The sequence below is a fragment of the Neorhizobium sp. 05N33 genome (genome assembly GCF_056397445.1).
The window spans coordinates 695,865-708,990 of record NZ_JBFTNK010000003.1 but is presented as its reverse complement, the minus strand read 5'-3'; the positions used below and the strand labels follow the sequence as shown (position 1 = coordinate 708,990).

The 13,126-nt window shown below is 62.8% G+C and carries 19 protein-coding genes; 3 read left to right on the top strand and 16 right to left on the bottom strand.

The features are described from left to right. Positions 1–17 precede the first annotated feature (17 nt). Both AC1DLT_RS12270 and AC1DLT_RS12265 read left to right on the top strand, forming a co-directional pair. Positions 18–992, top strand: coding sequence for a quinone oxidoreductase family protein (locus tag AC1DLT_RS12270; protein ID WP_477486884.1), 975 nt, complete (start codon positions 18–20; stop codon positions 990–992). 137 nt (positions 993–1,129) lie between these two features. Next, positions 1,130–2,275, top strand: a complete 1,146-nt coding sequence (locus AC1DLT_RS12265) for an alpha-hydroxy acid oxidase (protein WP_477486883.1) — start codon at positions 1,130–1,132, stop codon at positions 2,273–2,275. Positions 2,276–2,308: 33 nt separating this feature from the next. On the opposite strand, the gene AC1DLT_RS12260 is transcribed toward AC1DLT_RS12265, so the two are convergent. The 15 genes from AC1DLT_RS12260 to AC1DLT_RS12190 form a co-directional block, all read right to left on the bottom strand. Then, positions 2,309–3,049, bottom strand: coding sequence for a hypothetical protein (locus AC1DLT_RS12260; protein ID WP_477486882.1), 741 nt, complete (start codon positions 3,047–3,049; stop codon positions 2,309–2,311). A gap of 70 nt (positions 3,050–3,119) precedes the next feature. Beyond that, complete coding sequence (locus AC1DLT_RS12255; RefSeq protein WP_477486881.1) at positions 3,120–3,404, bottom strand: Txe/YoeB family addiction module toxin; 285 nt, start codon at positions 3,402–3,404, stop codon at positions 3,120–3,122. After that, positions 3,404–3,691 (bottom strand): type II toxin-antitoxin system Phd/YefM family antitoxin, encoded by a 288-nt coding sequence (locus AC1DLT_RS12250; RefSeq protein WP_038544445.1) that lies wholly within the window; start codon positions 3,689–3,691, stop codon positions 3,404–3,406. The genes AC1DLT_RS12255 and AC1DLT_RS12250 overlap by 1 nt, the downstream gene beginning before the upstream one ends. Positions 3,692–3,752: 61 nt before the next feature. Beyond that, the gene (locus AC1DLT_RS12245) at positions 3,753–4,502 is read right to left on the bottom strand and encodes a metallophosphoesterase family protein (protein WP_477486880.1); all 750 of its coding nucleotides are present in this window, start codon (positions 4,500–4,502) and stop codon (positions 3,753–3,755) included. Beyond that, on the bottom strand, positions 4,502–4,858 hold the full coding sequence (uraH, locus tag AC1DLT_RS12240; RefSeq protein WP_477486879.1) for a hydroxyisourate hydrolase: 357 nt from the start codon (positions 4,856–4,858) through the stop codon (positions 4,502–4,504). Before uraH ends, AC1DLT_RS12245 begins: the two co-directional genes overlap by 1 nt. After that, positions 4,855–5,355, bottom strand: a complete 501-nt coding sequence (locus AC1DLT_RS12235; protein ID WP_477486878.1) for an ureidoglycolate lyase — start codon at positions 5,353–5,355, stop codon at positions 4,855–4,857. The genes uraH and AC1DLT_RS12235 overlap by 4 nt, the downstream gene beginning before the upstream one ends. Positions 5,356–5,384: 29 nt before the next feature. After that, a complete protein-coding gene (locus AC1DLT_RS12230) occupies positions 5,385–5,747 on the bottom strand; it encodes a HepT-like ribonuclease domain-containing protein (RefSeq protein ID WP_038544453.1) in 363 nt (120 codons plus the stop codon). Continuing rightward, positions 5,744–6,034, bottom strand: a complete 291-nt coding sequence (locus AC1DLT_RS12225; protein ID WP_038544454.1) for a nucleotidyltransferase family protein — start codon at positions 6,032–6,034, stop codon at positions 5,744–5,746. The genes AC1DLT_RS12230 and AC1DLT_RS12225 overlap by 4 nt, the downstream gene beginning before the upstream one ends. A gap of 65 nt (positions 6,035–6,099) precedes the next feature. Then, positions 6,100–6,597 carry a 2-oxo-4-hydroxy-4-carboxy-5-ureidoimidazoline decarboxylase gene (uraD, locus tag AC1DLT_RS12220; protein ID WP_477486877.1) on the bottom strand — a complete coding sequence of 166 codons (498 nt, stop codon included), beginning with the start codon at positions 6,595–6,597 and terminating at the stop codon, positions 6,100–6,102. Continuing rightward, positions 6,594–7,520, bottom strand: coding sequence for an allantoinase PuuE (gene puuE / locus AC1DLT_RS12215; protein WP_477486876.1), 927 nt, complete (start codon positions 7,518–7,520; stop codon positions 6,594–6,596). Before puuE ends, uraD begins: the two co-directional genes overlap by 4 nt. 70 nt (positions 7,521–7,590) lie before the next feature. Beyond that, positions 7,591–7,893: an AzlD family protein gene (locus AC1DLT_RS12210; RefSeq protein WP_247037219.1), complete on the bottom strand. Its 303-nt coding sequence runs from the start codon at positions 7,891–7,893 to the stop codon at positions 7,591–7,593. Further along, positions 7,890–8,597 (bottom strand): AzlC family ABC transporter permease, encoded by a 708-nt coding sequence (locus AC1DLT_RS12205; protein WP_477486875.1) that lies wholly within the window; start codon positions 8,595–8,597, stop codon positions 7,890–7,892. The genes AC1DLT_RS12210 and AC1DLT_RS12205 overlap by 4 nt, the downstream gene beginning before the upstream one ends. 197 nt (positions 8,598–8,794) lie before the next feature. Beyond that, entirely contained in the window at positions 8,795–9,652 is an 858-nt protein-coding gene (locus AC1DLT_RS12200; protein ID WP_247037217.1) for an AraC family transcriptional regulator, read from the bottom strand. A gap of 74 nt (positions 9,653–9,726) precedes the next feature. Beyond that, complete coding sequence (locus AC1DLT_RS12195; protein ID WP_477486874.1) at positions 9,727–10,434, bottom strand: DUF1045 domain-containing protein; 708 nt, start codon at positions 10,432–10,434, stop codon at positions 9,727–9,729. Positions 10,435–10,557: 123 nt separating this feature from the next. Next, positions 10,558–11,748 carry an NAD(P)/FAD-dependent oxidoreductase gene (locus tag AC1DLT_RS12190; RefSeq protein WP_477486873.1) on the bottom strand — a complete coding sequence of 397 codons (1,191 nt, stop codon included), beginning with the start codon at positions 11,746–11,748 and terminating at the stop codon, positions 10,558–10,560. Between AC1DLT_RS12190 and mnmC2 the strand changes: the two genes are divergently transcribed. Next, entirely contained in the window at positions 11,747–12,487 is a 741-nt protein-coding gene (gene mnmC2, locus AC1DLT_RS12185) for a tRNA (5-methylaminomethyl-2-thiouridine)(34)-methyltransferase MnmC2 (protein WP_477486872.1), read from the top strand. The genes AC1DLT_RS12190 and mnmC2 overlap by 2 nt on opposite strands. Positions 12,488–12,565: 78 nt before the next feature. Here mnmC2 and AC1DLT_RS12180 read toward each other — a convergent pair whose 3' ends face one another. Further along, on the bottom strand, positions 12,566–12,928 hold the full coding sequence (locus AC1DLT_RS12180) for a hypothetical protein (RefSeq protein WP_038544470.1): 363 nt from the start codon (positions 12,926–12,928) through the stop codon (positions 12,566–12,568). Positions 12,929–13,126: the final 198 nt, after the last annotated feature.

Sequence of the window (13,126 nt, the reverse complement as noted above, 5' to 3'; positions counted from 1 at the left end):
AAACATGGAGAATGACGATGGCGAATATCCTGGTGAGCCTGACCTCCCCCGGCGGGTTGGAAAACCTGCAGATTCTGGAACAGCCTCAACTAACGCCCAAGGAGGACGAAATTATCGTGCGGCACGACGCGATCGGCATGAACTTCGTCGATATCTATCACCGCAGGGGGATCTACGCGCTGCCATCCTATCCCGCCGTAATCGGTGTCGAGGCGGCCGGCACGGTGGAAGCCGTCGGCTCCGCGATCGCCGGTCTGAAGATCGGCGATCGGATCGCCTATTGTGGCGTCCCGGCCGGAGCCTATGCGACGCGCCGGGCGCTGGCGGCACAGCGGGCCATCCTTCTTCCGCCGCAGATCGACGCGGCGACGGCGGCCTCCTCGCTGCTGAAAGCGATGACGGCCTATATGCTGCTTTACAAGACTTATCCGGTCGGCACCGGCACCACCGTCCTGGTTCACGCGGCCGCGGGCGGTCTCGGTGCGATCCTGGTCAAATGGGCCAAGGAACTCGGTGCGACGGTGATCGGAACCGTAAGCTCGGAGGAAAAGGCGGAACTGGCCCGCAGCTACGGCGCCGATCACTTGATCGTCGGGCGCGATGCGGATCTGGTAGGTGAGGTCAAGTCCTGGACGAACGGGCGCGGCGTCGATGTCGGCTATGACGGAATTGGCGGTTCCATGCTTGCCAAGACGATCGACAGCGTCCGGCCGTTCGGCACCGCTGTGACCATAGGCCAAGCCGCCGGCCCGATCCCGCCGGTCAGCGTCGATCAGCTAAGGCCGGGCAAGGCCCTGTCGCATCCCAGCATCCTTGCCTTCATCATCGATCAGGCCAATTATCGCGAGGCGGCGAACGCGGCGATTGCCGCAATGGAGAACGGCATCACCGCGGTCGTCGCGGGAGAGTATCCGCTAGAAGAGGCAGCCAGGGCGCAGGAATTCTTGGAAAGCGGCCGTGCAGCCGGCAGCCTGCTGCTTATCCCCGAGTGACGGCAGGCGATATCGCGCAGGACCCCACGCCCAGGAGATAAACTGGGGAGAAACAGCGCGCGATATCGCTCCACATTCCTCTGGCAGTGCGGCGAAGATATGCTACTCGTCTGCTAGCATCCGGAGGAAGAATATCGATGTCCAAACCGCTGACCATCGCAGACCTGAAAAACCTTGCCCGCCGTCGGGTGCCAAAGATGTTCTTCGATTATGCCGACAGCGGCGCCTGGACCGAGGGAACTTATCGGGCGAACGAGGAAGACTATTCCAAAATCAAGCTGCGCCAGCGTGTTCTGGTCGATATGACCAACCGCACGCTCGAAACCACGATGATCGGCGAAAAGGCGGCGATGCCCGTGGCGCTGGCGCCGACCGGCATGACCGGCATGCAGCATGCCGACGGCGAAATGTTGGCCGCCAAGGCGGCGGAAGAATTCGGCGTGCCCTTCACGCTCTCGACCATGAGCATCTGCTCGATCGAGGACGTCGCCTCGGTGACCACCAAACCCTTCTGGTTCCAGCTCTACGTGATGAAGGATCGCGGCTTCGTCGAACGGCTGATCGGCCGCGCCAAGGCGGCGAAATGTTCGGCGCTCGTCGTCACCGCCGACCTGCAGATCCTCGGCCAGCGCCACAAGGACCTGCGCAATGGCCTCGCCGCTCCGCCGAAGCCGACGCTCAACGCGGCCCTGCAGCTCGTGACGCGCCCGAGATGGTGCCTGGAAATGCTTCAGACCAAGCGCCGCGGCTTCGGCAATATCGTCGGCCATGCAAGCAATGTTTCCGACCTCTCCTCGCTCGGTGCCTGGACCGCGGAACAGTTCGACCCACGGCTGTCCTGGGACGATATCCGCTGGATCAAGGACCTCTGGGGCGGCAAGATGATCATCAAGGGGATCCTCGACGAAGAGGACGCACGCGCCGCCGCCGACACCGGCGCGGATGCGATCATCGTCTCCAACCACGGCGGCCGCCAGCTCGACGGCGCCCCCTCATCGATCAGCATGCTGCCGAAAATCGTCGAGGCGGTCGGCGACCGGATCGAAGTGCATGTGGACGGCGGCATTCGGTCGGGCCAGGACGTGCTTAAGGCCGTGGCGCTCGGCGCCCGCGGCACCTATATCGGCCGGCCTTTCCTCTACGGCCTCGGCGCCATGGGCAAGGAGGGCGTCACCACGACGCTCGAGATCATCCGTAAGGAACTCGACATCACCATGGCGCTTTGCGGCAAGCGGGATATCCAGCATATCGACCGCAACATCCTCGCCAACATGCCGTTCTGACGACCGGGGGCGAAGACGGTAGGAGCTGCTATCTCAGCACCAACCGCCCTTGCCGACGCCCGGCCGCTTGGCCAGGCCCTCGTTGACGAGGACATCGGCGAGAGAGCGGCCATTGCGGGTGACTTCGCGCAGCTTGTGGCCTTCGACCTCGTCCTCGTTTCCCTGCCAGGTGACGAGTTCGAACGGACCGGAATCGAGGAAAGCCCTCACCCGCAGCTCCGCATCGCTCGCCTTGATCCGCTCCGCCTCGCAGCGCGGCTTCTTGATGTCGGGCACCTCGATGCCGACGAGGCGGATCTTCTGGCCGTGGAATACGAAACGGTCGGCCGCAGTGACGCAGTCGTCCTGCTTGGCCGATCCGCACAGATAGAATTTCGCCTCATAGGCGCCGGCAAGGTTCTCGTTGCTCTTCGGCGCCTCGGCAGCCTTGATCTCCTCGAGAATCGGCTTGCCGATTGGCGCCGGCGGGATGATCGCGGCAGTGTGGCTCTGGTCGGGAGCGACCGCAGGCTTTGGCGTGACCGGTCGGTGCGACGGGCCGGAACTTGCCTCGACGGATTTCGCCGGCACAGGTTTTGCCGCGACCTGGAGCGGTTTTCCCGAAGTCAGGCCAGCAACAAAACGCCTCGTTGCCGCGGAATTCTCGTAAAGCGCAATCCCGCCGGCCACCAGCGCTAGCACTCCGAGCCAAGGCCAGAGCGACGAACCGGAGCTCGACGACCGCTTGGGCGCGCTCCTGCGCCGAGAACCGGATTTGCCGCGCGTTTGAGCCATGACGATCTCTCCTGTCGAATCGGAGAAAGTATCGTGGGGAAGGATTGCCGAAAGGTTTCGGAAAGAGCGGTCAGTAGTGGAAACGGCATTGGAGGATGATCAGCCGTGGCTGATCGCTGCTGTTCTCCACTCGGTAAACGAGGCGGTGTTCCTGAGTAATCCGGCGCGACCACTGCCCTTTGAGCTGATTGCGCAAAGGCTCAGGCTTACCGATGCCCTCGAAGGGGTGACGCAATGTGTTTCTGATCAACTCGTTGATCCGACCGACCATTTTGGGATCGGTCTCCTGCCAGGAAACATACTCGCGCCAGCCCTCCGGCTCCCAGACGAGCAGGTAGGCTTTCCCTGGAGGCATCAATCGGCCTTCTTGTTGGGAATATAGTCTTCAGGTTCAATCAAGTCGTGCGCGATCAGCTTGGAGCCGTCGTTGACGTTGGCGATCGCCTCCATCAGCCGCGTCGCATTGGCGGGCGTCGACATCAGATGCAGCGTCTCCAGCATCCCCTCGTATTCGTCCTTATCGATCAGGATGGCCGATGGCTTGTCACGGCGCATGATTTCGATCGGAGCACGGTCGTTCGAGACCTCGTCGAGGAGGCTAGCAAGCTCTTGGCGGGCTTGGGAAAACATGACGGTGCGCATGAATGGCTCCTCAATTACTTGTACAACAAATAGTACATGTCCCAGTCGAAGTCAATTTGAGCTACCCCGCCCGGCCCGTCGCCAGTGCCACCGCCCAGTCGGCGCGGCCGTTTTCGGCGGCGAGGCGCGACATTGCCAGGTGGTCGTAGGTCACGTTGCGGAATTGCGGTATCCAGCCGGCGGAGGTCTTTTCCAGGATCGCGTAGGATGCCATGGCGTGGCCCGCTTCCACCTTGTGGAAATGCGGCGTGTCGTCGTCATAGGCCGGACAGCCGACGCTGCCGGGATTGACGATCAGCCGGCCATCGGACAGTTGCACCGCCCGCGGAATATGGCTGTGGCCGCAGAGGATCAGCGGCTGCTCGATGCCATCAGCCAGCACCTCGATCTCCTCCAGCGGCTTCAGGAAAACATGGCCTTGGCTCGATACCTGCTCCAGCCAGTAAACGTTGTCCGACTGCGGCGTCGCGTGGCAAAGATAGGCCTCGTCCCGATAGACGGCGCTGAACGGCAGCTTGCGCAGCCATTGCAGGTGGCGCGGCGCCAATTGCGAAAAGGCGTGCACTTCCCAGGAAGGCATCGCATCCGCCGGGTTTTCGATCAGGTAGCGATCGTGATTGCCGCGCACGGTCAGCGTCGCCATCGTATCGAGAAGGAGCAGCAGGTCGGCGGTGCGCCCGGCTTCGAGGGGGCCGCTTAGACAATCGCCGAGATTGACGATCTCGGTGATGCCTTGCCCGTGAATATCGGCAAGCACCGCTTCGAGCGCTGCGCAATTCCCGTGGATGTCGGCGATCGCGGCAAAGCGCATCAGCTCCCCCGATAGGTGGAATAGCCGTAGGGCGAAAGCAGCAGCGGCACGTGATAGTGCGCCGTCGTGTCGGAAATGCCGAAACGGATCGGGATCACGTCGAGAAAGGGCGGCTCGGTCAAGGCAACGCCGCAGGCTCGAAGGTAGGCGCCGGCATGGAAAACCAGTTCGTATTCGCCGGCAAGAAAGGTCTCGCGGATCAGGATCGGCCCGCCATCGACGCGGCCGTCGCTATTGGTGACTACAGTCTGCAGTTTTTCGCGAGCCTCACCGTTCAGCCGGTAGAGATCGATCGAAAGCCCCTCCGCAGGCGTACCGCTGGCGGTGTCGAGCACATGGGTGGTGAGGCCCGTCATAGGCTTGGCTCCGCGATGAGATACGGGGTCTCGAAGAACGCTTCCTCGTAGTTCGCGGAGGTATTATCCCTGTCCACCACCAGGAAATCGCTGACGACGCCGATCGCCATCAGCGGATGATGCCACGAATTGGGGAAATAATTGACGCCCTGATGTGGCTGCACGAGGAAAACCTGCGGTTTGCCCGGCCGACCGCCTTCATCATCCGAAACAGCGATCAGGAACGGCTGGCCGGAGATCGGCGAAAAGCTCTGGCTGGCGAAAGGATGCCGCTCCATCATTGTGATCGCGTAAGGGAACTGCCGCGGCTTGCTGCGGAAGATACTGAAGATCAGCCGCTCCGGCTCGCCGATCACGACTGGCTCGGCGAGCGCATGATAGCGTTCGGTCGTCCCGCCGTTGATCAGCCGCATGGTCGCCGGATCGGCCTCGATGACATCGCCGAAAGGCGCGAAGGCTTGCTTGGTAAGGGGCAGGATTTCCAGATATTCGGTCAATTCATTCGCCTTCGATCATTCTGCTTCAGTCATTCACCCTGAGCACGCCAGTTGCGCAGGGAGTCGAGCTGGGAGAGAAGTTCCGGGATCATCCGATCGACGGTCAACCAGACCGTGCCGATATCCAGGTGAAAATACTGATGTGCGATGCGGTTGCGCATGTCGCGGATGTCTCTCCACGGGATCTCCGGATGCTCGACGACGAAATCCGGAAAACGCTCCATGATCTTGGTCGCGCATTCCCCGATCGCCATGATGTTGGCGATCACCGCATCCTGCTTGATTTCATCAAGCCGAAAGGCCTCGCGATCCAGGCCAGAGACATATCTGACGGCCTTGTTTCCAGTGACGACCATCCGATCAAGATAGGCTTCGAGACGCTCTGCACTCATATCGCCAACGCTTCCGCGACGATGCGTTCGCGGATCTTGGGCGGAAAATCCCCCGGAACCTTGACATCCACCGGAACGCCCAACGCTTCTTCGAGATCTCCCTGAAGTCCGCCGAGCGTGAATAGGGACGTGGTCGGCGACGGGTCGACCAGGATATCGAGATCGCTGTCGGGTCGGTCTTCGCCGCGCAGCACTGAGCCATAGACGCGAGGATTGGAGACCTGCCGGCGGGCAACGATCTCCCGGATGACATCCCGGTTCTTCTCCAGCACTTCCGACGGTCTCATGGCGTCACTCCTGATATCGCCAATATAAGCGACGGAAAGGATCGAGGAAAGCAGCGTCCGGGACCTCAATGCCCTGGAAGCAGCGATTGCAGACGCAGGAGCGCGATCTTTTCCACCTGGGTGGTGGCGGTGTCGAACTCCTCTTCGGCCGAGTTGTGAATGCGCTTCTCGAAGGCCGCAAGGATATCGTCCTTCGTGAGGCCCTTGACCGCGATGATGAAAGGGAAGCCGAATTTTTGCGTATAGGCGGTATTGAGCTCGGTAAACCGGGCGTGTTCGGCAGCGCTCAGGCGGTCCAGCCCGGCGCCGGCCTGTTCTTTTTTGCTGTCCTCGGTCAGTTCGCCGGCGATCGCCAGCTTGCCCGCAAGGTCGGGATGGGCGCGCAGCACGCCGAGGCGTTCCTCGCGGCTTGCCCGGCGGAAGATCGAGTTCAGCGCGTCATGCACGCTCTTGGACGTCAGCGGCACCAGCATCAGACCGGCGTCATAGGCGCGTTCGGCGATGAAGGGCGAATGTTCGAACACGCCGCCGAACATCTGGATGAAATCGCCGCGGGCGGTCATAGCGTGCCCGCCGGCTTGTGATGCTCGTGCCAGTGCCTGGCAATCTCGATGCGCTGCGGGATCCAGACCTTGTCGTGGCTGAGCACATATTCGATGAAACGCTTCAACGCGGCGGCGCGGCCGGGCCGCCCGACGAGGCGGCAGTGGAGGCCGACCGACATCATCTTCGGCGCGCCTTCCCTGCCCTCCTGGTAAAGCACGTCGAAGGCATCCTTGAGATAGGTGAAGAACTGGTCGCCGGTGTTGAACCCCTGCGGCGTCGCAAACCGCATGTCGTTGGTTTCCAGCGTATAGGGGATGATCAGGAAGGGCTTCTGGTCGAGCCCGTTGACCCAGTAAGGCAGATCGTCTGCGTAACTGTCGGAGGAATAGAGAAAACCGCCCTCTTCCATGACCAGTTTCAGCGTGTTGTCGGAGGGCTTGCCCTGGTACATGCCGTAGGGCCGCTCGCCGACGAGTTCGGTGTGCAGCCGCACAGCCTCGAGGAGGTGCTCGCGCTCCTTTGCCTCCGGGAAATCCTTATATTCCAGCCAGCGGTAGCCGTGGCTGGCGATCTCCCAGCCGGCTTCCTTCATGGCGGAGACCGCTTCCAGATTGCGGGCCATGGCGAGCGTCACGCCGTAGACGGTGGTCTGCACCTTGAGTTCGGTAAACATCCGAAACAGCCGCCAGAAGCCGGCGCGCGAGCCGTATTCGTAGATCGATTCCATGTTGAGGTTGCGCTGGCCCGGCCAGGGCGCGGCACCGACGATTTCCGACAGCAGGTTCTCCGAGGCCGGATCGCCGTCCATGATCGAGCTCTCGCCACCCTCCTCGTAATTGATCACGAACTGCACGGCGACGTGAGCGCCGCCTGGCCATTTCGGATCGGGGGTGGAACGGCCGTAGCCGACGAGTTCGCGCGGATAGTCTTTTGCCTGCATGGATCACCTTCGACGAATGAGGCCGGACGGTAGCGCACCCTTTCCGGCCATGTCGAGATGGAAATGACGCTTAGAGGCCGAGCGCCCGAAGGATCGCGACTGAGGCGACCCCGAGTGCCACGGAAACGAGCATCGGCAGGCGAAGTGCCGCAAAAGCAGTCACGGCGCAGGCCAAGGTTTCGGCAATCCCGGTCGCAAAAGCGGTCGGCGCGACGACAGCCATCAGAACTGCCGGCGGGATCGATTCGATCGCCTTGCGGCGGCCGCCTTCGAGCGAGACGTGGCGGATGAGCACGAGGCCGCTCAACCGGGTAAGTGCGGTCGCAGCCGCCATGGCGAGGATGGCAATGAGCGTGGCGAGATCAACAGTCATGGCGTCACCTCGATATCCCGGGACTTGCCGGTCACCAGGGCGGCGGCAAGGCCGGCGATAGCACCGGCAGCGATATACCAGACGCCCGGCACGAAATGTTGGGTGGCGACGGCGGCCGCGCCGCTCGCGAGCAGCACGGCGCCGGTTTCCGGTCCCTTCCAGAAGCCCATGACCAGCACGATGAAGACGGCTGGAAAGGCAAAGTCGAGCCCGAGCACCACCGGGTCGCCGAGAAAGGCACCGAGGGCGGCACCAGCCAGCCCCGAGAGTACCCAGGCGAGATAGAAGGGCATGGCGAGGCCGGCGAACCAGGCGGGCGTCAGCCGCGCCACCTTGGCCCGGAACTCCGCCATCGCCCAAATCTCGTCGGCGAGGAACAGCATCGAGAGATGGCGCGCCGGTTGGCCGAAACCATCCATTCTGATACCGAGCGAGGCGCTCATCAGCACGTGGCGGATATTAACCAACAGCGCCGCAAAACCGACCCCGGTCCAGGAGGCCGGATGGGTCCAGATATCCATCGCTACGAACTGCGACCCACCGGCGAATACCAGCGCGCTCATCAACCCCGCCTCGGCCGGCGACAGGCCTTTCGTGGCAGCAACCGCGCCAAAAACGAGACCGATCGGGATGACTGCGGCGATCAGCGGCGAGATCGCCCGCATGCCGCCGAGGAAGTCTTGCAGTTTTGCATTGCTGTTCATCCAATAACCTTGATCTATATCGGCGTACGTCGCCCCCTCACCCGGCCTCCGCTCCGCTCAGCCACCCTCTCCCCGAGGGGTAGAGGAGGATTCGAGACGCTGCGGCATATATCTTCTCCCCTCGGGGAGAAGGTGCCGGCAGGCGGATGAGGGGGAGGCTTAAAGCGCGCAGCATCTACCGTCTTGAACGAAAGTGATCAGCGAGCCCGGTATTGCCCCGGCGTCAGCCCGGTGCGGGCCTTGAAGTGGCGGGTGAAATGGGCCTGGTCGGCAAAACCGCATTCGAGCGCGATCTCGGCCGGCTGGCCGCCTTCCCTCAAGCGCTTGCGGGCCGCTCGGATGCGGATGTCGGTGAGGAAGGAATGCGGCGTGATGTGGAATTCCTTGCGGAACGCGCGGATAAGGTGAGCGCGGCTGAGACCCGCGACGGTCGCAAGTTCCTCCAGCCCGACATCGCAAGCAAAATTCTCGGTGAGGTAGTCGCGGGCCTGGCGCACGGCGGTGCGCTCCGTCGTATCGGCCGGTACGATGATCGAACTGCCGTGACGGCGGAACATCGCGTCGAGCACCAGGAACATCGCCTGGCTGGTTTCGAGCGCGCCGGAGCCTTCTTCCAGCGTCCGGTGCGCCTGGTGGAAAGCGTCGGCGAGCGCCTGGTCGTGGAGGAGCTGGATGCCGAAGGCGGGCGTGCCCTGGAAGGGTTTGCCGGTGACGTCTTCGAGGATCTCGCGGAGCAGTGCGACATCCGGATAGATCATCCGGTAGCGATACCCGCCGCCCCGCGGCGCACCGTCATGTGTCTCGCCCGGATTGATCAGGTAGAGCCCGCCCGGCCCGGCGCTCTCCCGGCTGCCCTTGATGGTGCAGACCTGCATGCCCTGCTCGATCGCACCGATGCTGAACGTGTCATGCGCATGCGGCGCGAATTCGTGGGTGAGGAACGTCGCGCGCAGGCATTCCATGCCGCCGAAGCGATCGTCTCGCCAGAAACGGGTCACCTCTGCCGGCATCAGCGGCATGTGGTCGGTAGCCTGTTCCTGCGAGATATTCTCCATGGAAAAAGTATAGCAGATCGGCGACCATCGCTCTTGAACAAAAGTGACGCCGGAAGCCAGGCGGCACTTGAACGTCAGGCGGTCTTGCGCGCCGCCACGCGGCCCATCGGATGCAGCGAATGCACGAGGAAAGGCGCGCCGGGCTCCTCCTCGATGAACAGCGCCAGATTGGCGATCTCGACCGGCTTTTTCAGGTAGGGTTCGAAATAATCGCGCAGCGCCAGGTCGAAACGCGGCATCTCGACCAGCGACAGCGGACCGGTCAGGGTCATGTGGAAACGGAATTCGTCCATCACATAAGGGTGGCCCCAGCGATGCAGGTTGGCGAATTGCGGTGCCGATAGATCGCCCGAATCGCTGCGCTCCAGCTCGGCTTCCGACAATGGCGTACGGAAATTGTCGAACTCCTGGACCACGGAAGCAGCCAGAAACCGGACGGTATCGCAAGGAACGACCGGCGCCAGGCCGAAGAAATTGCCGAGCCGCACGACTTCGAGCTTCGGCAGTTCGAAGGGGCTGTGGGTGCCGGCAAACCGCATCAGATGGCGCAGCAGCATCGGTTCGGTGACGTCGGGTGCCAACCGGAACGGCGCCTTCAGCGTCGCGTGGAAACCGTAGCGGCGTGGCAGCGCGGTGTTGAAAGCAATGTCGTGAATGCCGATGCCACGGATTGCCGGCGGCTCCGTCGCTTCGCCTGAAAAGGCGTTGCGGCCGAGCCACTGGGCGGCAGCGACCGTTAGCGGATCATGCGCCGGAGGCGTGAAATGAATGGCATAGCGCATGCGTCACCTTCTGAACGTCCTTTTCAGCAACCCCGTGTTTTACGCATTGCTCAACAATCCCTGCCGTGGGGGTTAAGTGATTTGCATGACAGAATAACGACGCGGAGGACCGAAAACTCGCGTTTAACGCGAGGCGACGGCAAGATGACTGGTGAGCGTAAATGACGCCGGAAGCCGCATTTCCCGGCCATTCACGGCATTGAGCGCCGCATCCGCCAACCTATGCGCGATACCGAAACTCACCTTAAAACCACCTGTGAGCGCGATCACTCGGGCGTGATCGGGATGCGCGCCGACCATCGGATCGCGGCCGATCGCCTTCGGCCGCAATCCCGCCCAGCGCTCGACGACGGGGGCCTGCGCCAGGGCCGGCACGAGCGACCGGGCGCGCAAGACGAGGTCGTCGAGCTGCCTGTCGGTCGACGACGGGTCTTCGAACACATCCTCGCTGGTGCTGCCGACCGCCACGTGACCGCCCTCATGGGCGACCAGATAGAGGCCGTTCAGGAAGATCACCGGCAGAGACGGATCGATATTGGCCTTGAGCAGCGCCGCCTGCCCCTTGACCGGCTGGCCGATCGGATGTTTCAGCGGCGGCGAGACGCCTTGAAGCAGAGAAAAGGATCGGTGGCCGGCCGAGACGATGCAGTGTCCGAAGGCGACGCTTTCGCCGCCGCGGAATATAATCCTATTAGCGGCTGGATCTACCGTTTCGGCCTCCAGGCCTTCGACGATTCGGACATTGCCGGCCCTACGCAGGAAGGCCGCGAGAGCCGATACGAGACCCCGCGGCGAAACCCGGGCGGCAAACGTGTCATGCACCAGTCCGGCAGCTGCGAAGGAGGCATCCGGCCAGCCTTTTTGCGGCGGGCGGTCGAGCACATGCCAATGGAAACGACGGTCACCGCGCCGCCAGCAGGCTTCCGCATCGGCGGAGTGCCCGAGCGCGATCTTGCGTAAGTGCGGCTTCGGCAGCGGAATCAGCCGGCCGGAGCGGCGGTAGCCACAGGCCATGCCCGTCTCGGCTTCGAGCTCAGCGATTTCGTCTTCCAACGATAGGAGCGCGTCGAACTGGAACTGCTTCTTGTCGTCCCACTTATCGGGCATATACGGCATCAGGGCGCCCAAGAGCCCGCCGCTTGCCGCCTGCCCCAACGAGCCGGCATCGACAAGCAGGGTGCGGATGCCCAGTCGCTCGGCCTTGACCGCCGCCCAGAGGCCCATGATGCCGCCGCCCAGGATGACGAGATCGGCGGATGCGGGAAGGACATGAGATTGACCGCCGAAGCCGGCAGGATTATCCGCATCTCCCATGAGCGACCGTGATCCTGAAATTCGTGTGACCGAAAGCCAGACGCTGGACTGGCATGACGGCGATATGCCCTATTCGCAAAAGTTTGGCGATCACTTTTATTGCCGCACCGACGGCCGGCTGGAGTGTGGCCACACGTTTCTGGCCGGCAATGGCCTGCCGGGGCGCTGGGGCCTGCCGGAGCGCTGGGAAAGGCACCGGACTTTCCGGATCGGCGAACTCGGTTTCGGCACCGGCCTGAATTTCTGCGAGACCTGGCGGCAATGGAAGCTTTTTCGCCCCGCAGGCGCGAAGCTTCATTTCACCTCTTTCGAACTCTATCCGATGCAGCGCGACGAAATCGACCGGGCGCTCACCCGCTGGCCGGAGATCGCGGCGGAACGGCAGGCAGTGGTCAAAGCTTGGCCGGACGAGCCCGTCGGGAATGTCGTGATCGACTCTGACGCCCAGACACGTCTGACGGTCGTCTGCGGCCCGGCGCTCGAAAGCGTCTCCGCGGCCAGCGCGGATTTCGACGCCTGGTTCCTCGACGGCTTTGCTCCGTCGCGCAATCCGGACATGTGGTCGCCGGATATCATGCAGGCGATCTATGACAAGACCTTACCCGGCGGCACGTTCGGCACCTATGCGGCCGCCGGCTTCGTACGGCGAAACCTGCAGGCCGCCGGTTTTACCGTCGAACGGCGGCCGGGATTTGCGGGCAAACGCGAGATGTTGTGCGGCATCAAACCGGCGCCCTGACCCAAGGTCGCCCCAAGACCGCCCAACATAAAACAGCCGGCCCTGAGACCGGCTGCCATCCATCACATCGCATGCCACCTACTGGCAGACGCGCAGGCTTTCCATGTGCCATCCGCCGTCATAGGCGTTGCGGACGCGGCGGTCCTCGAACCAGCAGCGCGGCCGCGGCGGCGGTGGCGGATCGATGTAACGCGGCCCGCTGTCACTGGCGAGAGCCCCGCCGATCAGGCCGCCGATGACGCCCGCGGCCAAACCTCCGGCAATCAGCGCGCCATCGTTGTTATGATGCCTGCGCGGCGGGTCACGGCGATCGTATCGATCATATCGATCGTATCGGTCGTAGTGTCTGTCCCACTGCTGGGCCGAGGCTTCACCAGCCGGCAACAGGACGCTGGTGCAGGTAGCGGCCAGAATCAGCGCCGAGACAATCATCTTCTTCATCACAAGCGTCTCCGTTTCCACCGAGCTGCGCCTGAAAGCGGCAAAAGGGGCTCGGGTATTGCCGGACAATGCCGGTGCCGAGCTTAACGGTCCCTGAACGGAAAACCTGTCGCTCGCACCCTGCCGAAATTACGAAAACCGTATAAGACCGTATTTCTCGCCACTCATTGTTGGTCCCTCCCGCGCGCGTCCCGCTTT

Coding starts and splice junctions, on each gene's coding strand:
- AC1DLT_RS12180 (WP_038544470.1), bottom strand. CDS start 12,928: ATGAAGAAGATGATTGTCTCGGCGCTGATTCTGGCCGCTACCTGCACC.
- AC1DLT_RS12260 (WP_477486882.1), bottom strand. CDS start 3,049: ATGGCTCAAACGCGCGGCAAATCCGGTTCTCGGCGCAGGAGCGCGCCC.
- AC1DLT_RS12205 (WP_477486875.1), bottom strand. CDS start 8,597: ATGAACAGCAATGCAAAACTGCAAGACTTCCTCGGCGGCATGCGGGCG.
- AC1DLT_RS12225 (WP_038544454.1), bottom strand. CDS start 6,034: ATGAGACCGTCGGAAGTGCTGGAGAAGAACCGGGATGTCATCCGGGAG.
- uraD (WP_477486877.1), bottom strand. CDS start 6,597: ATGACCGCCCGCGGCGATTTCATCCAGATGTTCGGCGGCGTGTTCGAA.
- AC1DLT_RS12210 (WP_247037219.1), bottom strand. CDS start 7,893: ATGACTGTTGATCTCGCCACGCTCATTGCCATCCTCGCCATGGCGGCT.
- AC1DLT_RS12250 (WP_038544445.1), bottom strand. CDS start 3,691: ATGCGCACCGTCATGTTTTCCCAAGCCCGCCAAGAGCTTGCTAGCCTC.
- uraH (WP_477486879.1), bottom strand. CDS start 4,858: ATGACGGGCCTCACCACCCATGTGCTCGACACCGCCAGCGGTACGCCT.
- AC1DLT_RS12265 (WP_477486883.1), top strand. CDS start 1,130: ATGTCCAAACCGCTGACCATCGCAGACCTGAAAAACCTTGCCCGCCGT.
- mnmC2 (WP_477486872.1), top strand. CDS start 11,747: ATGAGCGACCGTGATCCTGAAATTCGTGTGACCGAAAGCCAGACGCTG.
- puuE (WP_477486876.1), bottom strand. CDS start 7,520: ATGCAGGCAAAAGACTATCCGCGCGAACTCGTCGGCTACGGCCGTTCC.
- AC1DLT_RS12230 (WP_038544453.1), bottom strand. CDS start 5,747: ATGAGTGCAGAGCGTCTCGAAGCCTATCTTGATCGGATGGTCGTCACT.
- AC1DLT_RS12195 (WP_477486874.1), bottom strand. CDS start 10,434: ATGCGCTATGCCATTCATTTCACGCCTCCGGCGCATGATCCGCTAACG.
- AC1DLT_RS12245 (WP_477486880.1), bottom strand. CDS start 4,502: ATGCGCTTTGCCGCGATCGCCGACATCCACGGGAATTGCGCAGCGCTC.
- AC1DLT_RS12190 (WP_477486873.1), bottom strand. CDS start 11,748: ATGGGAGATGCGGATAATCCTGCCGGCTTCGGCGGTCAATCTCATGTC.
- AC1DLT_RS12255 (WP_477486881.1), bottom strand. CDS start 3,404: ATGCCTCCAGGGAAAGCCTACCTGCTCGTCTGGGAGCCGGAGGGCTGG.
- AC1DLT_RS12200 (WP_247037217.1), bottom strand. CDS start 9,652: ATGGAGAATATCTCGCAGGAACAGGCTACCGACCACATGCCGCTGATG.
- AC1DLT_RS12270 (WP_477486884.1), top strand. CDS start 18: ATGGCGAATATCCTGGTGAGCCTGACCTCCCCCGGCGGGTTGGAAAAC.